Here is a 21466-nt window from a genome sequence, read left to right as displayed (position 1 = left end):
CTGGACGGGAAAAAGGCGTGTCCCGGCACAATGGTCAAAAATCACGGTGAAAGGCAAACCCGATCCCAACGTCTACGTGCGAACCGGCTAATTTATCATGAAGAGCCGGTGGGCGATATCATCGCGCTTGGCCTTAGAACCCGCATGTAACAGGCTGATGTTGGTCGATATCCCTTGGCGCACGGTTTCATGTTGCAGAAGGTCCGGCATAGCTGCCTGCCTCTTGCCGCGAATCACCCGCTCGGCTAGTCCCAGCCCATGGGAAAAAGGCTTTTGCCGCCTGAAAATGGCGGTGGCGATCATATCGAGCCGGTCGATCTGAAGAAGGCGCTGGAAGAGCGCTATCTTGCCTATGCGCTGTCGACCATCATGCACCGGGCGCTGCCCGACGTGCGCGACGGACTGAAGCCGGTCCATCGCCGCATCATGCACGCCATGCGCCTGCTGCGGCTCAATCCGGACCAGGGATTTGCCAAATGCGCCCGCATCGTCGGCGAGGTGATGGGCAAGTTCCACCCGCATGGCGACCAATCGATCTATGACGCGCTGGTGCGGTTGGCGCAGGATTTTTCGATGCGCTATCCCCTGGTCGACGGACAAGGCAATTTCGGCAACATCGACGGCGATAACGCCGCCGCCATGCGCTACACCGAAGCGCGCATGACCGATGTGGCGACCGAACTGTTGTCCGGCATCACCGAGGACGCCGTCGACTATCGGCCGACCTACAATGAAGAAGACGAAGAGCCGGTGGTTTTGCCCGGCGCTTTCCCGAACCTGCTGGCCAACGGCTCGTCCGGCATCGCGGTGGGCATGGCGACATCGATCCCGCCCCACAACGCGGCCGAGCTTTGCGATGCGGCACTTCACCTGATCGAGCATCGCGACGCGCCGGTGGCCAAGCTGATGGATTTCGTCCAGGGGCCGGATTTCCCGACCGGCGGCATCATCGTCGACAGCCGCGCCTCTATCCTCGAAGCCTATGAGACCGGTCGAGGTGGGTTTCGCGTGCGCTCGAAATGGATCCAGGAAGATCAGGGCAGGGGCACCTGGAGCATCGTGGTCACCGAAATCCCTTACGGCGTACAGAAGGCCCGGCTGATCGAGAAGATCGCCGAGCTGCTGATGGCGCGCAAGCTGCCTCTGCTTGAGGATATCAGGGACGAGAGCGCCGAGGACATCCGGGTCGTGCTGGTGCCGAAGAGCCGCTCGGTCGATCCCGGCATCCTGATGGAATCGCTGTTCAAGCTGACCGAGCTCGAAAGCCGCTTCCCGCTCAACATGAACGTCCTGTCGCGCGGCAAGGTGCCCAACGTGCTGTCGCTGAAGGGCGTGCTGCAGGAGTGGCTCGAGCATCGCCGCGAGGTTTTGATCCGCCGATCGAAACATCGGCTCGATGAAATCGAACGGCGTCTTGAGATTCTTGCCGGCTATCTGATCGCCTATCTCAACATCGACGAGGTGATCAGGATCATCCGCGAGGCGGATGAGCCAAAGCAGGTGATGATGGCCCGCTGGTCGCTCACCGACACGCAGGCCGAAGCAATCCTCAACATGCGGCTGCGCGCTCTGCGCAAGCTGGAAGAATTCGAGATCCGCAAGGAATTCGACGGCCTGAGCGCCGAGAAGAAGCAGATCGAGGCGCTGCTTGCTTCGAACGAGAAGCAGTGGGCGACGATCAAGTGGGAGGTCACCAACATCCGCGACAAGTTCGGTCCGGAGACCGAGCTCGGCAAGCGCCGCACCCAGTTCGCCGACGCGCCCGAGCACGATCTGACCGACATTGCCCATGCCATGATCGAGCGCGAGCCGGTCACCGTGGTCGTTTCGGAAAAGGGCTGGCTGCGGGCAATGAAGGGGCATCTGGCCGATCTCTCGACGCTTACTTTCAAGGAAGGCGACAGCCTCAAGCTCGCCTTCCATGCCCAGACCACCGACAAGGTGCTGGTCTTCACGACCGGCGGCAAATTCTACACCATCGGCGCCGACCGGCTGCCAGGTGGCCGCGGCCATGGCGAACCGATCCGCATCATCGTCGACATGGACAATGATCAGGACATCGTCACCGCCTTCGTTCACGATCCGAAGCGCAAGCTGCTGTTGGCCTCGCATGATGCCAACGGGTTCATCGTGCCTGAGGAGGAAGTGGTCGCCAACACCCGCAAGGGCAAGCAGGTGATGAACGTCAAGGCGCCGGACGAAGCCAAGCGCTGCATTCCGGTGACGGGTGATCATCTCGCCATCGTCGGCGAGAATCGCAAGATGCTGGTGTTCGCGCTCTCCGAGATTCCGGAGATGGGCCGCGGCAAGGGCGTGCGGCTGCAGAAATACAAGGACGGCGGCCTTCTCGACCTCAAGCCGTTCGCGCTGGAGAGCGGTCTCACCTGGCAGGATTCAGCCGACCGCACCTTCACCCGGTCGCGCGAGGAACTGGCCGAATGGATCGGCGCCCGCGCCTCGGCCGGACGCATGGTGCCGAAGGGCTTCCCGAGGACGGGGAAATTTGGATAGCTAATCTCCCCCATAGCTAATCTCCCCCCTTGAGGGGGAGATGGCCGGCAGGCCAGAGGGGGTCGCCGCGCACAAAGCGCCAGCCTCCTCTTCTGTCTGCAACAGGGCCGGCGTCAGGTCGTCCCGACCCCCTCTGTCGCCTTTGGCGACATCTCCCCCTCGAGGGGGGAGATCCCAACCATTTGGACTATCGTCACGATTGCTGCACTATGTCAGTGCATAAGCGGGAAGGGTGTTTGAAAGAGGCAGGCGTTTGAAGGAAGCAAAAATCCAGAAACCGGAACGGCAGCAGCGCTTGTTCGGCCTGTCGACGCCGCTGCGGGCCGCCGTCATTCCGCCACTGTCGGCGGCGCGCTGGCTGCTGGTGCTGATCGTCGCCGCCGGCGTTTATTTCTTTCATGGCTTCCTGTTTCCGGTGCTGGCGGCGCTCGTCATCGCTTTCGCCAGCTGGCCGCTCTACCGCCGCCTGCTTGTCGCAGTCGGCGGTAACCGCACCATCGCCGCAACCTTTGCCATCCTCTTCATCCTCGCCTTCCTGGTGATACCGATCGCCTTCGCCGGGACCTATGCGATCAACGAGGTCCGCGAGTGGGTGGCCTGGGCCATCGAGACCAACCGGCACGGTGCGGTGACGCCGCACTGGATCGCCACCATGCCTGTCGTGGGCGAGTGGCTGAACGAGCAATGGACGACGAATTTTGGCCATCCCGGCGGCATTGGTGAACTGATCCAGCTGGTCAGCGGCGCCAACATCGGTAGCATCTATCGCGGCGTGCTGGCCGCCGGCGGCAGTGCGTTCGGCCTGCTCCTGACGCTGTTGTTCATGATGATTGCGCTATTCTTCGCCTATCGCGACGGCGAACACTTTGCCGGCCAGGTCGACCGCCTCGGCGAACGTATCCTGCCGACGAGGTGGGAGCGGATTTCGCGCGTCGTGCCGGCGACGATCTCTTCGACCGTGACCGGCATGACCGTCATCGCCATCGGCGAGGGGCTGGTATTGGGTATTGCCTATTGGCTGGCCGGCGTGCCGTCGCCGGTAACGCTCGGCGCCCTGACCGGCGTCATGGCGCTGATCCCCGGCGGTGCGCCACTGTCCTTCACCCTGGTCTCGATCTATCTCGCCGCCAGCGGATCGCCGATGGCCGGGCTGGCGCTGTTTCTATGGGGCGCGGTCGAGCTGTTCATCGTCGACAAGACACTGCGCCCGAAGCTGGTCGGCGGGCCGATAAAATTGCCTTTCCTGCCGACGTTCTTCGGCCTGATCGGCGGCGTCAAGACCATGGGGTTCCTAGGCCTGTTCATCGGCCCCGTGTTGATGGCCCTGTTGGTCGCAATTTGGCGCGAATGGCTGCGTGAGGTGGAACTGGCCGACGAAATCGCACTTGGTTCGCCGGCCGAAATTGAAGCCGGCCCGCAAATCGAGGCCCTGCCGGAACCCGACCTGGCCAAGAAGAAGGCCAGCGCCTGATCTCGGAAGCCGGCTTGCCCTACACCGGATGATGCACCGCAAAGTCGCTACGGCGCTTGCGCCCGTCATGCAGGTGCCAGGCCGAATGTGCGATCAGCGTCACGATCAGGATCGCACCACCAATCAGGCTGTTGCGGGTCGGTGTCTCGGCAAAGATCATCCACACCCAGACCGGCGCCAGCACCGTTTCGAGCAGGTAGAACATCGCCACTTCCGGCCCCGAAATGTATTTCGGCCCGGCGGCAAGGCAGAAGAACGAGATCGGCATGATCACGGCGCCATTGAAGATGATCCACCACGGCGCGTTCACATGGAAGCCTTCGCCTGTCACCATGAAGGCTGCCAGCCCAAGCGGCAGAAGGACGCCGACGAGCGAGGTGAATCCCATGTCCTTGCCGCTGCCGCGCGAGATGGTGATGGCCACGGCGATGAAGAAGGCCGAGCACAGCGCCATGAAATCGCCGAACAACTTTCCGGTGCCGACGGAACCGCCGACGATGACCAGCACGCCGAGGATCATGATCAACATCGCGGCTATCGTCACCAGCCGCGGCCTCTCTCGCAGGAATATCCAGGACAGTAACCCCGCGAATACGGTGTTGAAGGCCAGGATAAACACCAGATCGGCGGTCGAGGTCGTATAGACGGCGGTGACGAAGGTGATCCCGGTCAGCCCATAGCAGATCGCCACGATCAGGCCGGACCAGCCGGGGATAAGTGGTGGGGCGTTCCGGTTCAGGGCGCGCCAGACCGACCAGATCACCATCGCCGCGACGAATGTAGTGCCGGTGCGCAGCAGCATGATCGTCCATGCTCCACCGTCGGCGAGGCGGATCAACGGTATGTCGGCAGTCAGCGCCAGCCCGCCGATGGCGGTTATCAGAAGACCCTTCTGGTGATCACGGTGAGAGGACATGCAGGAACTTTCGCAATGAAGAGCAGGCTGGCGGCCGCCGGTGCTATGGCGCACTCTCTCCAGCCAACCGGCTGAACGACCAGCATCTCCTGCCTTGAAACAGTGTTAAGCGCGGATCGTGGAAAAACTCAGCGTGAAACCGCTTCGTTGGTGTAGCGCTCCCAGCCTTTGGGGCCGAGATGCTCCTGCGGCATGAAGCGCATCTTATAATTCATCTTGCGCGAGCCGTTGACCCAGTAGCCGAGGTAGACATGGGGCAGGCCCATCGCCCTGGCGCGGGCGATGTGATCGAGGATCATGAACGTGCCGAGCGATCGCTCCTCGAAATCGGGATTGAAGTACGAATAGACCATCGACAGGCCATCGGCCATCTTGTCGGTAAGCGCCACCGCGATCAGCTCGCCCTGGCCCTTGCCGGTGATGAAGGTATCGGGCCCGCGACGGCGGTACTCGATCACCTTGGTGTCGACATGGGTGTCCTCGACCATCATGGCGTAGTCGAGCACGGTCATGTCGGACATGCCGCCACGGCGGTGGCGGGCATCGAGGTAGCTGCGGAACAGGGAATATTGTTCGGTCGAGGGCTCGGCATTGTGCATGTGGCCGACAAGGTCGGAATTGTGCTGCAGCACGCGCTTCATGTTGCGGCTGGCGACGAATTCCTGGGCGAGGATGCGTACCGAGACACAGGCGCGGCAGGTCTCGCATGCCGGCCTGTAGGCGATGTTCTGCGAGCGCCGGAAGCCGCCTTGCGTCAACAGGTCGTTCATCTCGGCGGCCTTGTCGCCGACCAGGTGCGTGAACACCTTGCGCTCGAACTGGCCATCGAGATAGGGGCACGGCGATGGCGCGGTCAGAAAGAACTGCGGCGACTGGGTCGGATGCTGCGTCATCGAGCCTTGGAAACACTCCTTCGAATCACTCTACCTTTGGCGCGGACGGCGAAAAATTCAACAGGATTGTGAGGGCGTGGCTGACTCGACGCCTTCACATTTGCGCTTTATCGGTTGCGACTGCTCTTCAGAGGGCCGTTTCAGCGGTCGGTACGACTGACGACAGTGCCAAGCAAAAGATCGTGCAAGGTTCGCTTGCGGTCGGAAAACAGCGTCACCAGCAGTACCAGCGGCGACAGGATGACGTTGCCAGCCCAGAACAGCACCGAATGGACGACCGCGGTGAGGCCGTCGATCGGCCTGCCGTCGAGCCGGTCGAGACGGATACCCATCAGCTTCATGCCCGTAGTGGCCTGATCGGCGCTGCCAAGCGTGTTCCAGATGTAGAGGATGGCGACGGCCGGCACCAGGACGCCAAACAGCATCCAGCCAAGCCCGAGGGTCAAAAGCCCGAGGAAGAACACCAGGATGGCAAACGGAATGGTGAGCAGCGCGACGATGACATAGTCGATCACGAAGGCCAGGATGCGCCGCGTGCGCACGCCATCAAAGGCCCTGACATCGTCGAGCCTGCTGGTGATAATTTCGCCATCGAGAACGCGCGCGTTCATGTCATTTCCTCGTGACAGGGACCCGGCATAGGGTGCGGGCCGCTCAGTAGTGAAATGGTGAAGACCTGTAGCGGAATCAAGATCGGGCTTTTTGCGGCGCGCAAGCTCATACGGCGTCAGATGCAATCTGAATTGGTTGAATTTGCGGTGCGGATGGCATTAGCTTGCTGGGGCGCAACAAAGCGCTCGAGGGTCGGGGCAATATGGACTACGACATGCTGGTCATCGGCAGCGGCCCTTCCGGCCGCCGCGCCGCGGTGCAGTCGGCCAAGCTCGGCAAATCGGTTCTGGTGGTCGACCGCGGCCGGCGCCTGGGCGGTGTCTCCGTGCATACCGGCACCATTCCGTCGAAAACGCTGCGTGAAACGGTGCTCAACCTGTCCGGCTGGCGCGAGCGTGGTTTTTACGGGCGCGGCTACAGGGTCAAGCAGGATATCTCGGTCGGCGATCTGGTCGAGCGCCTGCATAAGACGCTCGACCACGAGGTCGAGGTGCTGCAGCACCAGTTCATGCGCAACACGGTCAAGAGCGCCCGCGCCGCGGTAAAATTTCTCGGCCCCAACAGGGTCAGCCTGACTACCGACACCGGCGATTACAGTGAGGTCGGTTTTGCCAATGCACTGATCGCGGTTGGCACAAGGCCGCATCGGCCACGCGAGGTGCCTTTCGACAAGACGCGCGTCTTCGACAGCGACGAGATGCTGGAGCTGGATCGTTTGCCGCGCACGCTGACGGTGATCGGCGCCGGGGTCATCGGGGTCGAATATGCGACGATCTTTTCCGCGCTCGACGTGCCGGTGACCTTGGTCGAGCCGCGCAACTCCATACTCGATTTCGTCGACCGCGAGATCGTCGACGATTTCATCCACCAGATGCGAGATCGTGGCATGACCATCCGGCTTGGCAGCGCGGTCAAGGAAATCCGCTCCAAGCCGGATGCTGCCGAGGTCGAACTGGCCGATGGCCGCACCATCCGTTCCGAGGTCGTGCTCTACGCCGCCGGCCGCACCGGCAATGTCGGCAGCCTTGGCCTGGATATCGTCGGCATCGAGGCCGACTCCAGAGGACGTATCAAGGTCGATCCGCAATCCTTCCAGACCAGCGTGCCCAACATCTATGCCGCAGGCGACGTCATCGGTTTTCCGAGCCTGGCCTCGACTTCCATGGAGCAGGGCAGGGTGGCGGCCTGCCATGCTTTCGGCGTGCCCTTGCCGCCGCCGCCGGAAACCTTCCCCTACGGCATCTATGCGGTGCCGGAAATTTCGACCGTCGGCCAGTCCGAGGAACAGGTGCGCGAGAGCGGTGCGGCCTACGAGGTCGGCGTGGCGCGTTTTCGTGAGACCTCGCGCGGCCACATCATGGGCGTCAACACCGGCTTCCTGAAACTGTTGTTTTCGATCGAAACGCGCCGCCTGCTCGGCGCGCATATCGTCGGCGAGGGCGCCACCGAGCTCATCCACATCGGCCAGGCGGTGATCAATCTCGCCGGCACAGTCGACTTCTTCGTCAACAACACCTTCAACTATCCGACGCTCGCCGAAGCCTACAAGATCGCCGGGCTGGATGCCTGGAACCGGATGGGACGAGGGTAGGCAGGCTGGTCATGCTGGTGAGCCCGTCAGCCTGCCTGCGCCACCGCCGCCGATCCCGACAGCCATTGCCTGACTATAGCCGCGTCGGCGCTGCCGAATTCATGACCCGCTGGAACAATCCGGGCATCGATCTCTGCGCTGTGTTGGCTGAGCAGCGTCACGAGCGCCGGCGCGAAGGGCGCGTAGGTGAGATCCGCGGCGCCGGCGATGATCAGCACCCGCACCCTTGACAGATCCGTCGCCGGCACGTCGTCGATCACCGGCATCGGCCGCAGCAGCGCGGCACGTTCGACTAGGCCGGGATGCAGCAGCATCAGGCTCGAGACCAGATTGGCGCCGTTCGAATAGCCGAGGAAATTCGTGCGGGAGAGGTCGAGATTGTGGAGCGCGGCCACGTCGGTGACGAAGCCCGCAAAGGCATCCGTTTCGGTTCGGATGCTCGGCTGTTCGAAGCGCGTCGGCGTGATGCGCGAGAACCAGCGGAAACCATCCTCCTGGAAAATGCGACCGCGCACCGCGATCAGCATGGCATGCGGCGCTATCTCTCGTGCCAGCGGTACTAATGTCGTCTCGTCGACGCCCGACCCATGCAGCAGGAAGAAGCAGTCGCCAGTTGAATCCACCGGGCAGTAAAGGCGATAGAGGAAGGCGAGATCACGCCGTAACGCACCATCTTGTGAGGTCTCTTCAGTCATGCCTCATCCTTTTGATTTCATGATGACTTCGGTCAGTTTGCCGGCTTCAAAACGTAATATTTTCAAGTTCCGCGAAAGTTGATTGAACCGGGCGCATTACAGTCCGTTTCCTCGCCGATAACATTCCTCGGGAGGAATCGATGCGGTGCGCCGGGGGTCGCATTGCCGGAATGAACAACCAGCTTTGAGGCCTTTTTGTCGATGACCACCCCAATTTCCCCAGACCGCGACGCGCGTGTCCCAGACCGCGATATGCGTGTCTCGGACCGCGACACGCGTATCGATGTGTTCCGCGCTCTCGCGCTGCTGACCATCTTTGTCGATCACGTGCCGGGTACCGCTTTCGAGTACCTTACCTATAAGAATTTCGGCTTTTCGGATGCGGCTGAGGTCTTCGTTCTGATCTCCGGCATGGCGGTCGCGCTCGCCTATGGCAAGAAGTTCCAGCCTGGAAACCGGCTGCTGGCGACGTTGAAGATGTGGCGCCGCGCCGGTGTGCTCTATACCGCCCACATCGTCACCACCATGGTGGTGATGGCGATCTTCTGCGCGGCGGCGGTGTTCGCCAGGCGACCGGAGCTTTTGACGATGATCAATATCGAGCCGTTGATCAAGAATGCGCCGCAAGTGCTGATCGGCATCGTCATGCTCGGCCACCAGCTCGGCTACAACAACATCCTGCCAGTGTATGCGGTGCTGCTCTTGCTGGCGCCGGTCTTCCTGCTCTGCGTCAGCTATCGGCCGGTCTTAGCGCTGGTCGCATCCGGCGCGCTGTGGCTGGTCGCGGGGATTTACCAGATCGCTCCGGCGAACTATCCGGAGCCTGGCTTCTGGTTCCTCAACCCGCTGTCGTGGCAGTTTCTTTTCAACATCGGCCTGGCAGGCACGCTGCATGTGCGTCGCGGTGGCGCCATCCCGGTCAATCGCTGGCTGGTTGGCGCTGCCTTGGCTTACATTTTCATGGCGCTGGTCTGGGTGCACAGCCCGCTCTGGGGCCATATCTCCTGGCTTGGCCTACCTCCGGTGTTGACCGGCTTCGACAAGACCTTTCTTTCACTTCCGAGATTGCTGCATATTTTGGCAGTGAGCTATTTGATCGTTGCATTCCCGGCCGTTTCGAACATTTTCCGCACCGGCCGCGATCATCCGCTTGCCATATTGGGCAAACGATCGCTGCCGGTTTTCATTGCCGGCACGGTGCTTGCAATGGCAGCGCAGGTGCTCAAGCTGATCAATCCCGGCGGATTTGCCTATGACTGCCTGCTGATATCAGCCGGCATCGCCATGCAGTTCGCGCTCGCCTATTATCTCGAATGGATTTCGGGCCTTGGCTGGTCCGGCAAAAGCAGGCCGGCACGCAACGTGGCACCGCCCCTCCATCCGTCCTTCAGTATGTCGATGGCGGCAAGAATGGGCCGGTGATGGGCGTTGAGGCGTCAGGCGGGTGAGGGGCGGATGAGGCCCGCACCACGAGGTCGACCGGCAGCAATTGCCGGCTGAACGAGCCGTCATTTTCAAGGATCGCCTTGACGGCAAGGCGGCCCATCTCGGCGATGGGCTGGACGATTGTGGTCAGGGGCGGCTTGGAAACCGCTCCTTCCGGGACGCCGTCGAAGCCGACGATCGAAACATCGCCCGGTACAGTCATGTCATGCTGCCGTAGCCAGTCCAGCGCATGGAGCGCTATCCTGTCCGACATGGCCAGGATGGCAGTCGGTGTCTCGGCGGCGGCGAAAATATGATCGAGGCCCGCCCAAACGCTCTCCTCGTTATTTTCCGTCTCGTAGATCGGCACGCGCGAGACGTCGATGTCGACGCGCGAGAGTTCCGCGAAGTAGCCACGCAGGCGGTCGCGCGTGCCGGAATAGAGAGCCTTCTCCATCTGCTCCTGCGTGGTCGGACCGAAGCCGGAATCGGCGTATGGCAGGGCAAGCACGGCAAAGCGACGATGCCCGAGCTCGGTCAGATGGCGCGCCGCCAGGCTTGCCCCGGCGATATTGTCCACGCCGATCGCCGCGACCGCCTCGTCGTCGTCTGAATCGAGATCGAGTGCGACAAAGGGGAGTTTGCGGTCGCGCGCCAGTTCGACCAGCTTTGAACCGCCCTCGACGCAGAAGACGATAAAGCCATCGACAAGCGCACTCTGGATGTTCCAGGCAAGCTGTTCGCTGTTGGCGGCCGAGACCAGCGAGATCCCCGCACCGGTCGCGTCACAGGCCTGCGAGATGCTGGCCATCATCACCCGGGCGAAAGGGTCTTCGAAGAAATAGGACAACGGTTCCGCGGTGGCGACGCCGATGGCGTTCACCTTGCCGGCGCGCAGCAGCCGACCCTTGGGGTCAGGTCCGCCATATCCCATTGCCTCGGCTGCCGCCTTGACCCGATCGCGAACCTCCTCGCGCACGATCTCCGGGCGGGCGAACACATTGGAGGCGGTGCCGTGCGACACGCCGGCCGCCTTTGCAATGTCTGCCAGCCGCACCGGTCTTGTCTTTGCAGAGGTCAATGGCGCCATCTCCGTCTCCCTGAATTCATCCCATCTAACACTTTCGTTGGATCGGTTCAAATTTTGGCTTGATGGCAGGCCAGACGAAGTGTATGTTTGAATCGATCCAATGAATGATGCTGCTGTTGATTGGATCGATTCAAGTAGGAAGGTGTGTCCTGCATCCCGTCAATTTTCTATTCGAAGACATCTACCGCAACGACTGGAGCGTCTCGTCAGACGCAGCGAGGCGGAGGCGCCGTGCCACCTCCAGCCCATGGGTTCGCGAGTTGCGGTTCCTTGTGGAGCGCAAGCGGAGCTGATCGGCGCTACATTTTCGTGGCGACCGATTGGATCGATTCAAGCGTTGAAAGGAGTGCACATCATGCATCCCGTGAGCTATCTGTTCGAAGACATCTACCGCAACTACTGGGGCATCGCGCCGGCGTCCGAGCGGCCGGCGGCGCGTCGGTTGGCGAGGCTGCGACGCCCAAATCGCGAATTGCTCATCCAGCCCGAACGCCGGCAGGACTAATTGCTGCGCAGACGCTGGTGCAGGCCTGGTATCGGGCAGGGGCCAGGGGCGTCAGGAACGCGCGCGCGCTAGCGCCGATGCAGCGATTGTTAGCCAGCCGACGACGAGCAAGGTGCCGCCGATCGGCGCCGACAGCGGGAATAGCCGTGAGCCGAGGAAGTCGCGGGCCAGCAGGTCGCCGCAAAACAAGAGCAGGCCAACCAGCAGGGTCAGGCTTCCCATTCGCAGGATCCGGTTCGCGCCAAGCAATCCAGCGGCGAGGAAGACCGGCGCATGCATGAGCAGGAAGGATGCGGCGATGCCGACGAAGGCTCCGCCCAGATGCGCCGCCGCGGCCGACAGCGCCACTCCGGCGGCGCCACAGAGACCGCCGGCCAGGACGAGGATACGGCTGCTGTTGCCGGAAAACTGCTCGGCTGTCATGTCCAGGGCTCCGTGATGCGCCAACCCCGTCAGGGCTTGCCGGCATCGGCAAGCATGTCCTGCTCGCGGCGCGATTGCGCCAGCCAATTATACACCGCACCGCCGGCCATCAAGACCGATGTGCCCAGAAACACCGAGCGCATGCCGAAATGGCCACCGGCAAAGCCGCCAAGCAAGGGACCGGCGACCTGCCCGACATACTGGGCGGAGATCGACAGCCCGAGCACATTGCCGCCGACACCATCGGGAACATTGTGGCGGATGACGCTGGTGATGCAGGGTAAGAGGCCGCCCAGCGCCAGGCCCATCAGGAAGCGTAGGCCGATGAGTTGCCAGCTCTGCGTCACGAAGGCCTGCGGGATCAGCAGCAGCGCGGACACGGCAAGCGCGCCGATGACGACGTTCCAGTGACCGATGCGGTCTGCGAGCTTGCCAAGACGCGAAGCCGACAGGATGGCGCCAAGCGCGGCCGCAGACATGACGACGCCTGATATCAACGTCACGCGGCTTTGGTCTTCGACGAGCTGCTGCACGTAGACGGTGATGATCGGCTCGATCGACATGGTGGCGAAACTCAACAGCATGCCGGTCGCCAGCATGGCGATAACAGGACGCTTGTCCGGTATTTGCGCCCAGCCGCCTTTCGGCTTCTGCTTCGCAGCCGCATCTGCTGGTTTCGGCCGGGGATTTTCCTTGATCAGAAACGTGGTTGCAAGGAACGCCAGGAAGATTACGCCGCCAGACAGGAGAAAGGTCGCGCGAATGCCGATCACCGGCGGCAGGCCGCCGCCAACCAGCGGGCCGACCAGTGCACCACCGGTGATGCCGGCCGACAGCAGGCCCAGGGCCCAGCCGGAACGCTCCTTGGGCGTTTGCATGGCGACGAGGATGGTCGATCCCGAGGAATAGCCGCCGGCAAAACCGATCAGCAGCCGCAGCAGCACCAATTGCCAGACCGTCTGCACCATGCCGGTCAGCGACATGCATATAGCCATGCCGAAGCTGGCGCGAACCAGCATCACCTTACGTCCGTAGCGGTCGCCGAGACGTCCCCAGAGCGGCGCTACCAGTGCCGCAGCGAGGAAGGTCGCTCCATAGGCGATCCCCGACCATTGCACGATTGCCGCGTGACCCCCGGCGCCCAGCTGCTCGATATACAGCGGCAGGAAAGGCAGAAGCAGCGTCATGGCGACGAGTGTTGAGAACGAACCGGCAAAACACACGAACAGATTGCGCCGCCAGTGGATGTTGTAGGTGCTGTCGTTCGCCGGAGGCGTGTTCTGCCGCATTGTCATACGTCCTGTCCGGGCAACACGGAGCTACGGGTTGCTGCGGATACCAAGTTGGGATACCAATATGGTACTCGTCATGGACGCAAGCCTGCCCGCTGTCAATGCAACCTGTCCACAGTGATCGGGAACAGCAATTGGCAAGCGGTCCGAAGCGGCCAGAAAATGGAAACGACAATGTCGCAGATGCAGAGCGTCGAAAAACAGCTTCGACAGATGATCCTGGGCCTCGAGATCGGCCCCGGCGAGAAGCTGACCGAGCGCTGGATCGAAAGCCGCTTCGGTGCGTCGCGAACCCCGGTCAGGGCAGCACTTCTGCGGCTCGAGACCGAGGGCCTGGTCGGCAGGGACGGGCGTGGCTGGACGGTGTCTCCGATCAATTTTGCTGAACTCGAGCAGATCGCCGTCTATAGGGAGGCTGTCGAGGTCGCGGCACTTCGCCTGACATGCGGCTTGGTGGACCGCAGCGCCGTCGATGTCATCGAGGCGATGCTCGAATCCTGCGACAACGACACGCCGCGCGAGGAATGGCATCGCGTCGGCATGGATTTCCACATCGAACTGGCGCGTCTGTCGGGCAACGAATTCCTGTTCCGGGCGGTCCGCGATGCCATGACCCGCCTGTCGCGGGCGCGCTGGCTGGAGGTTCGCGACGAAGCGGCCCTCAGCCGCGCCTGGGCCGAACATCGCGCCATACTGGCGGCGGCACGTGTTGGCGATGCCGATGAAGCCGCGCGCCTGCTTTCGGGCCATATCGTCGGCAGCCGCGAGCGACTGGTGACGTCGCTGGCCAACGATCGCCGCGGTCTTCGCGCCAGAGGCTTTGCCGTCGTCGCCGCTTAAACCGTTTTCCCGGGAAAAGCGCATAGCGCTTTCCCTTGGGAATTGCTCCAAACGATCAGCGCCGACAGGATGCGGGTCGCGGAAAAAGGCGGCGGCTGGATGTGTGCGCACTTTCGGCCTCGCTTCACAGACGCCGATGGCGTAAGGAGCGGCGATGGAAAACAACCGATTTGAAACACCTGTGACTGTGAAGTCAGCCGCAGCGGGAAGCACTCAGCTCTTGCGCACCGTGCGTGAGGCTTCCGACTACCTCCTCAACAGCTGGCCCGGCAAGCGCAGCCCCAAGCATCGCGCGGCGCTGCAGGCGTGCCACGATGCGCTGGCGGGCGACAAGCCGGCCATGAACGCCAGGCGCGCCTTCATTGCGGCAGCGCGCGAAGTGGATGTCTTTGTCAGCGACAAGGCGCCAGCCTGATATGCAAGCGCCCCTGATACGAGCGCGATAATCTAGGCAGACAATCTGGACTGTGGCGCGGCCCGCTTGCGCGGGCCGCTTGCCGTCACTTTTCGGTGTCGGTCTCGGTTTCGGTCTCGTCCTCGGGCTTTGAACGTTCTCTCGCCGCAACCTTGGCCGCCAGCTTCTCGGCCTTCTTGGCCGCCTTCTGGCGGTCGCGTTCCTTGCGTTCCTGATCGTAATTTGGTGGTCGCGCCATATCGGCTCCTTTTCACTGCTGGACCGGTTCGTCGTTTCACGGAAACGCAGAAGCGGTCCAGCTCTTTGTTTGGCGCAATCCCCTAGGAGAAAGCGCACGCGCTTTTTTCCGGGAAAACCGTTTGACACTTTTCCTGGAATTGCTTTTAGCGGCTCTGGTCCTGCCTAGGAGCATTAGCCGTCAAACACAACAGCTGAAGCGATAGTCCCCGGGCCGTTCGCGTCGATGATGGCCGGGGCTTGCAAGATGCGGGGCTTGCAAGATGCGCGGCACAATGATGTAGGGAGAGCCGGGGTGCCAAGGTATCCAACATATTGAGCGCTGCCCGTTTGTTTTGATCAAGTGAACTATGGCCACGATTCCCCGAACGACGGCGAAGGTTTTCTACTACGCGCGAAACGTCTTGCGCGACATCGCTCCACAGGCACTCTTCCGCCGACGGTTGGCGGGCCGTCTCGAACAGGCCAGGCTCTCGGATGAGGTGGTGCAGCGGCGGCTGAACTATTACAACAAGCTGTACGACGCGTTTACGCCCAGCCCTGCCGCGGTGCGGATCGACAAGCTGCCTTCCACGCCGACCATGTACTATTACGACCTCAAGGAATTTGCCCGCTATTTCGATCCGGCATTGCTCGTCGACATCGAATTCGGCGACGTCATCGAGGTGCCGAAGGTGCCGACGCTCGTCAAGGATCGGCCGATCCGCGCTGACGACAAAAATGCGGTGATCATGAAATTCAACAAGTTCCGGCACTTCCACATGCCGGCCGATACAACAGCATTCGCCGACAAGCGCCCGACCGTGGTCTGGCGCGGCGATCTCAACAATCCCAAACGGACAAGATTTATCGACGCTGTGCGTGACTTGCCGTTCTGCGACGCCGGCTCGCACAAGCCAAACGCGCCGGCCGAATACAGCAAGCCTTTTCTCAGCGTCAGCCAGCAGCTGCTTTACCGCTACATTGTCTCGATCGAAGGCAACGACGTGGCGACCAACCTCAAATGGATCCTGAATTCGAATTCGCTCTGCCTGATGCCGCCGCCGACATACGAGACATGGTTTGCGGAAAGGCAACTTGAGGCTGGTGTCCACTATGTGCCGCTCGACCCGGATTTCGCCGATGTCGCCGATAAGGTGCGTTATTTCGGACGACACCCGGCCGAGGCGCAACGCATTATCGCAGCGGCAAATGCCTATTGCCGCCAATTCTCCAACCAGCAGCACGAGCAGGCGATCTCGCTGCTCGTGCTCTACAAATATTTTGTCCTCAGCGGCCAGATCGAGCCTGATCCCGAGGTCTGGCGCTTTATCCAGAGTTAGAGCGTCGCGGGCTTTGGCGCCGAATTTCGCTCGTCAGATGCCGCTTCGGTCAATCACCAGATCGGCGGGGCCGAAGCGGTCCTTTGCCGTCAGCTGCTGGTGCCAGTAGGGATAGAGCAAGGGCGGCCGGCTGACCGCGTCGAGGCGACCGCGTTCGTCGCCGGTGAGCACCAGGCTCGCCGCCGCGATGTTGTCCTGGAACTGCGCTTCGGTTCTACCGCCGATCACCAGCGAACTGACCGCCGGCCGGCCGAGCAGCCAGGCCAGTGCCACCTGCGCCGCCGACACACCGCGCTGCGTGCCGATCTCGACAAGCACATCGACGATCCGCCACAGCCGGTCCTCGTCGCGGATCGGCGGTTCGGACCAGCCGGCGAGCTGGCGGGCGGTGGGGCTGTCGCGGCGGTATTTGCCCGACAGCAATCCGCCGGCCAGTGGGCTCCAGACCAGGACGCCGAGCCCCTGGTCGACGGAAATCGGCAGCAATTCATATTCCGCCTCGCGCGCTTCCAGCGTGTAGTGGATCTGCTGGGTGACGAAGCGCGGCTGGTGATGGCTGTCGCTGATGCCGAGCGCCTTCATCACCTGCCAGCCGGAATAGTTGGAACAGCCGACGTAACGGATCTTGCCCTGGGCAACCAGCGTATCGAGCGCGGCGATGGTTTCTTCCAGCGGCGTCACGCCATCCCATTCGTGCAGGAAGTAGATGTCGATGACGTCGGTCTTGAGCCGCTTCAGGCTCCTTTCGCATTCGCGGATCAGGTGATGGCGCGACAGGCCCTCATCGTTGGGACCTTTGCCGATCCGCATCCGCGCCTTCGATGCGATCAACACGTCGCCCTTGCGCTTGCCGCCGAGGGCTTCGCCAATGATCTCTTCCGAAATGCCGTTCGAATAGACATTGGCGGTGTCGATGACGTTGATGCCGGCATCGATACAGAGGTCGATCATCCGGCGCGCCTCGTCGAGGTCGGTCTTGCCGACAGCCGAAAACGCGCCGGCGCCGCCGAAAGTCATGGTGCCCATGGTCAGCGTCGAAACCTTCAAGCCGGAACGGCCGAGAGTGCGGTATTCCATGTCAGATCCTCGTGATTGCATTGGGAAAGGGGCTGGGGAGGGGTGCCCCGAATGTGACTGCTATTTGTAGGACAATTTGAGCGGCTTGTCGCCATGCCACGACGACGGATCGATCATGCCTCACGGGATTTGCAGCGGCGACGTCATGTTCCAGGCTGCAATAAAACCGTCATTACCGGCCTATATTGAAGTCGGCTCAGGTGTTGCCGCTCCAAGACGCAAGCCAGCAACTAGGGGCGCCGACGTGGACCGACAGCGCTTGCAAGCGGAGCAACTGATATGACCGAGCTAAAGCAGAATTCTCCAGCCAGGGACTGGCTTGAAGCCGAGCTCGCCGACACGCTAGACGAGGACTATGAGCTCGAAATATCGGAGCCGGCGCTGTCGATGGAGATCGCCAAGATCTACAAGAACGCGCATCCGCCTTCGATCGAACGCATGCAGTATTTTCGCGACTTGATTACCTTGCAGTCCGAACTGATCAAGCTGCAGTCCTGGGTCGCATACCACAAGAAAAAGCTGGTGGTGATTTTCGAGGGCCGCGATTCGGCCGGCAAGGGCGGCGTCATCAAGCGCATCACCCAGCGGCTCAACCCGCGCATCTGCCGTGTCGTGGCACTGCCGGCGCCGACAGAACGCGAGAAGTCGCAATGGTATTTCCAGCGTTATGTCCCGCATCTGCCGGCCGGAGGCGAAATCGTGCTGTTCGACCGCTCCTGGTACAACCGCTCGGGCGTCGAACGGGTGATGGGCTTTGCACAGCCCGATCAGGTCGAAGAATTCTTCCGCGACGTGCCGGAGTTCGAGCGCATGCTGGTCCGCTCGGGCATCACCGTCGTCAAATACTGGTTCTCGATCACCGACGAGGAACAGCAGATGCGCTTTCTGATGCGCATCCACGATCCCATGAAGCAGTGGAAACTGTCGCCGATGGACCTGCAGTCGCGTGTGCGCTGGGAACAGTACACCAAGGCCAAGGAAGAAACTTTCATCCGCACCAACATCCCGGAGGCCCCTTGGTTCATCGTCGAGGGCAACGACAAGAAGCGGGCGCGGCTGAACTGCATCGACCACCTGCTCAAGCAGATGCCATATGAGGAGGTGCCGCACGAGGAGATCACACTGCCCGAGCGCGTCTTCAACCCCGAATACGAGCGCCAGACGCTACCGCGCGAGCTTTATGTGCCTGAGAAGTATTGAGATAGACGAAGCTGCGATCTCCCCCTCGCGGGGCCCTCGCGGGGGAGATTGGCTCTCCACCTAAGCCCGCTTGATGGTGACGTGCGTGGCGAGCGGCGTCGCAACCTGCTCGCTGCAGACATAGCCGAGCTTGACCATGTCCAGGCCGCCAAAAAGGTTCTCGCCCGTACCGAGCAGCACCGGCGCGATCGCCAGATGCATCTCATCGATCAGCTTCTCCTGGAGATATTGCTGGATGGTGGCGACGCCGCCGCCCACCCGCACGTCCTTGCCATTAGCCGCTGCTTTTGCCTGTTCAAGTGCCGAATGGATGCCGTCGGTGATGAAATAGAAGGTCGTGCCGCCCTCCATGACGATCGGTTCGCGCTTGTGATGGGTCAACACGAAAACCGGCACATGGTAGGGCGGGTTATCGCCCCACCAGCCCTTCCAGCTGTCATCGGGCCATTCGCCGCGGATCGGTCCGAACATGTTGCGGCCGAGGATCCATGCGCCGACATTCTCGAAACTGCGCGCCGCGAACGCCTCGTTTATATCGGTGGTGCCGCCATCTTGTCCGAGCACCATCTCACGGAAGGTGCGAGTGTCGACAAACCACTTGTGCAAGGATTCCCCACCGACGCCGAGCGGATTTTGCAGATCCTGATCGGGACCGGCGCCATAACCGTCGAGCGATAGGGTGAAAGCGTTGACACGAAGTTTGGGCATAAGGGCCTCCTCGGTAGCCAATTGGTATTTTTGCAAGCTGTTGTCTTGTAACAAACTGCTTGCGAAATGCAAGCGGTTTTTCAGCGCAAACCGACCTCATGCGATGGCACTGGCGAGGCATCGCCGTGGCTCTCGCCAGAACCGGAAATTGTTGGATGCAGAGGCGAATGGTCGGCATTTGCTCGCCGCGACCGGCCGCCGGTGGAAGAGAAACTATCCCTTCAACAGCTTCGCCACTTCGGGGGCGAAGTAGGTGAGGATGCCGTCGCAGCCGGCGCGCTTGAAGGCCAGCAGGCTTTCCAGCATCGCCTTCTCGCCATCGATCCAGCCATTGGCGGCAGCGGCCTTGATCATCGAATATTCGCCGGACACCTGGTAGGCGAAGGTCGGCATCTGGAATTCGTCCTTCAACCGCCGGATGATGTCGAGATAGGGCAGGCCGGGCTTGACCATCAGCATGTCGGCGCCTTCCGCGATATCCTGTTCGGCTTCGCGCACCGCCTCGTCGGAATTGGCATGGTCGATGTAATAGGTCTTCTTGTCGCCCTTGAGCAGGCCGGCGGTGCCGACCGCCTCGCGATAGGGGCCGTAGAAGGCCGAGGCGAACTTAGTCGCGTAGGACATGATCGCCACGTCCTGGAAACCGTTGGCGTCGAGCGCGTCGCGGATAGCGCCGATGCGGCCGTCCATCATGTCGGACGGTGCGATGATGTCGGCGCCGGCCGCCGCCTGGATGACGGCCGCAGCGGTCACCTGTTCCACCGTCTCGTCGTTGACGACGATGCCGTCGCGCAGGATGCCGTCATGGCCGTGGCTGGTGAACGGGTCGAGCGCGGCGTCGGTGATGATGCCGATCTCCGGCACCGCGTCCTTGATCGCGCGGGTGGCGCGGTTGATGACGTTGTTGGGGTCGAGGATGTGCGAGCCGGTCTGGTCGCGCAGCGAAATGTCGACATTCGGGAAGGTGGCGAGTGCGGGAATGCCGAGCTTTGCCGCGCGTTCGGCCTCCTTGACCGCGAGATCGATCGACAGCCGGAAGACGCCCGGCATGGCGGCGATCGGCTCGCGCACTTGTCTGCCGTCAACGACGAAGATCGGCCAGATCAGATCATCGACCGAGAGCCTGTTCTCCTGCACCAGGCGGCGCGACCAGTCGGCCTTGCGCATGCGGCGCAAACGGCGGCTGCCGGTGATGTCGTCGACGCTGCGAGCGCCGGCTGGCTTTGCGGGGGTGAATTTGTTCATCGCCAAAACTCCAGATCGGCGGCTTTTATCACGAGCCCTTGCCGCTGACCAATGCGACACGTTTGTGCCAGCAAATCGCCTGGAGGGCAGCACGGCCTGTCAAGGCGATCCATTGCCCGAAAGGATCTGAGCAGCACCCCGCATGGCGACACGAAACGCTTCATCGAAACTAACGCCGCGCACTTGCCAATGATAGGTCTTCCCGTCCGCTTTAAGCCGCCAATCGGCGATCCAGCCGAGGTCCTTGTCGCTCCACACGATGCTGCCGGCCAAGACCTGGCGGCTGCCGATACTTCTTGCAACATTGCCTAGCAGTTCGGGTGAGATAGGACCCACCTCTTCGAAAGTGAGTCCGGCCTTGGCGAGCGTGGCCTTGTTCGGAACGACAATCGACATCGCCATGGGGCCGGCGGCCGATTGAAAAGACTCTATCATGTACGGGTTTTCGTCCCCATCACTGGCAAGGACGAAATGTCGGCGCGAGTCGTCCACAGCCAGGACTACCGAGAGCGTCGGCCGTTCGGCCAGCCAGGGCTTGCTGCCGAGCGAAGCCAGAACCGGATCGATCGTCGCCGGCGTGTACTGGCAATAAAGGTCATGCGGCCGGTCATGCGTACCTTGCTCGTCATGAACCGGAATGCCTTCCATGCGGTCGCGGTAACGGAAGCCGGTGACGAAGCTGCCGGCCTTGTCGCGCAGTGCCGTCATCTCTGGTTTTTCCAGCAGGCGCTGGTCGCCGGAAACCCGCACCAGGACCTCATCGAGGCAGATCTTGAAACCTGCTTGGCGGTTTGGCTCGTCCTGGCCAGTGACGATGGTTTGGGATTTATAGAGATCGTCGATATCAGCCGCCTCGGCCAGGCCATTGGCGGCGCAGATGGCCAGCAGGCCACCCAGAACAAGGGCAAGGCGCAAAAACGGCCGCATGTCTTACCGTCCGGTTCGAGGCTGTCAGCCACTCTCTAGCATCGGCTGCCGCCGGTGGCCAAGACGACGCG

Annotated in this window: 21 protein-coding genes; 9 read left to right on the top strand and 12 right to left on the bottom strand. The window is 61.9% G+C overall.

All coding sequences use genetic code 11. The annotated features are described in order from the left end of the window. Positions 1–258 precede the first annotated feature (258 nt). On the top strand, positions 259–2511 hold the full coding sequence (gene parC, locus NKJ01_RS20970; RefSeq protein ID WP_352730617.1) for a DNA topoisomerase IV subunit A: 2253 nt from the start codon (positions 259–261) through the stop codon (positions 2509–2511). Positions 2512–2764: 253 nt separating this feature from the next. Then, on the top strand, positions 2765–3982 hold the full coding sequence (locus NKJ01_RS20965; protein ID WP_352605192.1) for an AI-2E family transporter: 1218 nt from the start codon (positions 2765–2767) through the stop codon (positions 3980–3982). A gap of 19 nt (positions 3983–4001) precedes the next feature. Here the strand turns inward: NKJ01_RS20965 and NKJ01_RS20960 are convergent, their stop codons facing one another. The 3 genes from NKJ01_RS20960 to NKJ01_RS20950 all read right to left on the bottom strand — a co-directional run bounded on the left by NKJ01_RS20960 (position 4002) and on the right by NKJ01_RS20950 (position 6402). Continuing rightward, positions 4002–4898 carry a DMT family transporter gene (locus tag NKJ01_RS20960; RefSeq protein ID WP_352730615.1) on the bottom strand — a complete coding sequence of 299 codons (897 nt, stop codon included), beginning with the start codon at positions 4896–4898 and terminating at the stop codon, positions 4002–4004. A 128-nt stretch (positions 4899–5026) separates the two neighbouring features. Next, complete coding sequence (locus tag NKJ01_RS20955; protein ID WP_352730614.1) at positions 5027–5791, bottom strand: arginyltransferase; 765 nt, start codon at positions 5789–5791, stop codon at positions 5027–5029. Positions 5792–5931: 140 nt separating this feature from the next. Continuing rightward, positions 5932–6402: an RDD family protein gene (locus NKJ01_RS20950; protein WP_352730612.1), complete on the bottom strand. Its 471-nt coding sequence runs from the start codon at positions 6400–6402 to the stop codon at positions 5932–5934. Between the two features lie 203 nt (positions 6403–6605). Between NKJ01_RS20950 and sthA the strand changes: the two genes are divergently transcribed. Further along, positions 6606–7994 carry a Si-specific NAD(P)(+) transhydrogenase gene (sthA, locus tag NKJ01_RS20945; RefSeq protein WP_352730641.1) on the top strand — a complete coding sequence of 463 codons (1389 nt, stop codon included), beginning with the start codon at positions 6606–6608 and terminating at the stop codon, positions 7992–7994. A gap of 26 nt (positions 7995–8020) precedes the next feature. Here the strand turns inward: sthA and NKJ01_RS20940 are convergent, their stop codons facing one another. Further along, the gene (locus tag NKJ01_RS20940) at positions 8021–8689 is read right to left on the bottom strand and encodes an alpha/beta hydrolase (protein ID WP_352730611.1); all 669 of its coding nucleotides are present in this window, start codon (positions 8687–8689) and stop codon (positions 8021–8023) included. Positions 8690–8890: 201 nt separating this feature from the next. Here NKJ01_RS20940 and NKJ01_RS20935 point away from each other — a divergent pair, with 201 nt between their 5' ends. Further along, a complete protein-coding gene (locus NKJ01_RS20935; RefSeq protein WP_352730609.1) occupies positions 8891–10111 on the top strand; it encodes an OpgC family protein in 1221 nt (406 codons plus the stop codon). On the opposite strand, the gene NKJ01_RS20930 is transcribed toward NKJ01_RS20935, so the two are convergent. Then, positions 10077–11204 (bottom strand): LacI family DNA-binding transcriptional regulator, encoded by a 1128-nt coding sequence (locus NKJ01_RS20930; RefSeq protein ID WP_352730607.1) that lies wholly within the window; start codon positions 11202–11204, stop codon positions 10077–10079. The two genes, NKJ01_RS20935 and NKJ01_RS20930, sit on opposite strands and share 35 nt — an antisense overlap. A gap of 355 nt (positions 11205–11559) precedes the next feature. Here NKJ01_RS20930 and NKJ01_RS20925 point away from each other — a divergent pair, with 355 nt between their 5' ends. Beyond that, positions 11560–11709 carry a hypothetical protein gene (locus NKJ01_RS20925; RefSeq protein ID WP_023759923.1) on the top strand — a complete coding sequence of 50 codons (150 nt, stop codon included), beginning with the start codon at positions 11560–11562 and terminating at the stop codon, positions 11707–11709. Between the two features lie 51 nt (positions 11710–11760). On the opposite strand, the gene NKJ01_RS20920 is transcribed toward NKJ01_RS20925, so the two are convergent. Together NKJ01_RS20920 and NKJ01_RS20915 are read right to left on the bottom strand one after the other, a co-directional pair. Continuing rightward, positions 11761–12132: a DUF423 domain-containing protein gene (locus tag NKJ01_RS20920; RefSeq protein WP_352730604.1), complete on the bottom strand. Its 372-nt coding sequence runs from the start codon at positions 12130–12132 to the stop codon at positions 11761–11763. Between the two features lie 29 nt (positions 12133–12161). Beyond that, a complete protein-coding gene (locus NKJ01_RS20915) occupies positions 12162–13421 on the bottom strand; it encodes a multidrug efflux MFS transporter (RefSeq protein ID WP_352730603.1) in 1260 nt (419 codons plus the stop codon). A 177-nt stretch (positions 13422–13598) separates the two neighbouring features. On the opposite strand from NKJ01_RS20915, the gene NKJ01_RS20910 reads away from it, so the two are divergent. Together NKJ01_RS20910 and NKJ01_RS20905 are read left to right on the top strand one after the other, a co-directional pair. Continuing rightward, positions 13599–14264 carry a GntR family transcriptional regulator gene (locus NKJ01_RS20910; protein WP_352730601.1) on the top strand — a complete coding sequence of 222 codons (666 nt, stop codon included), beginning with the start codon at positions 13599–13601 and terminating at the stop codon, positions 14262–14264. Positions 14265–14418: 154 nt separating this feature from the next. After that, the gene (locus NKJ01_RS20905) at positions 14419–14679 is read left to right on the top strand and encodes a DUF982 domain-containing protein (RefSeq protein ID WP_023759919.1); all 261 of its coding nucleotides are present in this window, start codon (positions 14419–14421) and stop codon (positions 14677–14679) included. A gap of 85 nt (positions 14680–14764) precedes the next feature. On the opposite strand, the gene NKJ01_RS20900 is transcribed toward NKJ01_RS20905, so the two are convergent. Further along, the gene (locus NKJ01_RS20900) at positions 14765–14917 is read right to left on the bottom strand and encodes a hypothetical protein (protein ID WP_023759918.1); all 153 of its coding nucleotides are present in this window, start codon (positions 14915–14917) and stop codon (positions 14765–14767) included. A 349-nt stretch (positions 14918–15266) separates the two neighbouring features. Here NKJ01_RS20900 and NKJ01_RS20895 point away from each other — a divergent pair, with 349 nt between their 5' ends. Beyond that, a complete protein-coding gene (locus NKJ01_RS20895; protein ID WP_352730598.1) occupies positions 15267–16238 on the top strand; it encodes a glycosyl transferase family 90 in 972 nt (323 codons plus the stop codon). A gap of 33 nt (positions 16239–16271) precedes the next feature. On the opposite strand, the gene NKJ01_RS20890 is transcribed toward NKJ01_RS20895, so the two are convergent. Beyond that, positions 16272–17315, bottom strand: a complete 1044-nt coding sequence (locus tag NKJ01_RS20890) for an aldo/keto reductase (protein ID WP_352730596.1) — start codon at positions 17313–17315, stop codon at positions 16272–16274. Between the two features lie 279 nt (positions 17316–17594). Between NKJ01_RS20890 and ppk2 the strand changes: the two genes are divergently transcribed. After that, positions 17595–18515: a polyphosphate kinase 2 gene (gene ppk2, locus NKJ01_RS20885; RefSeq protein WP_023759915.1), complete on the top strand. Its 921-nt coding sequence runs from the start codon at positions 17595–17597 to the stop codon at positions 18513–18515. A 60-nt stretch (positions 18516–18575) separates the two neighbouring features. Here ppk2 and NKJ01_RS20880 read toward each other — a convergent pair whose 3' ends face one another. From NKJ01_RS20880 to NKJ01_RS20870, 3 genes are all read right to left on the bottom strand, one after another. Then, complete coding sequence (locus NKJ01_RS20880; RefSeq protein ID WP_023759914.1) at positions 18576–19223, bottom strand: dihydrofolate reductase family protein; 648 nt, start codon at positions 19221–19223, stop codon at positions 18576–18578. A 213-nt stretch (positions 19224–19436) separates the two neighbouring features. Continuing rightward, positions 19437–20468: a porphobilinogen synthase gene (gene hemB, locus NKJ01_RS20875; RefSeq protein ID WP_352730594.1), complete on the bottom strand. Its 1032-nt coding sequence runs from the start codon at positions 20466–20468 to the stop codon at positions 19437–19439. A 99-nt stretch (positions 20469–20567) separates the two neighbouring features. Continuing rightward, positions 20568–21395: a DUF2066 domain-containing protein gene (locus tag NKJ01_RS20870; protein ID WP_352730592.1), complete on the bottom strand. Its 828-nt coding sequence runs from the start codon at positions 21393–21395 to the stop codon at positions 20568–20570. Positions 21396–21466: the final 71 nt, after the last annotated feature.

It is taken from the genome of Mesorhizobium sp. M0276, from assembly GCF_040321755.1.
GTDB lineage: Bacteria > Pseudomonadota > Alphaproteobacteria > Rhizobiales > Rhizobiaceae > Mesorhizobium.
The sequence above is the reverse complement of the archived record's forward strand: the minus strand, read 5'-3'. Positions and strand labels throughout refer to the sequence as shown.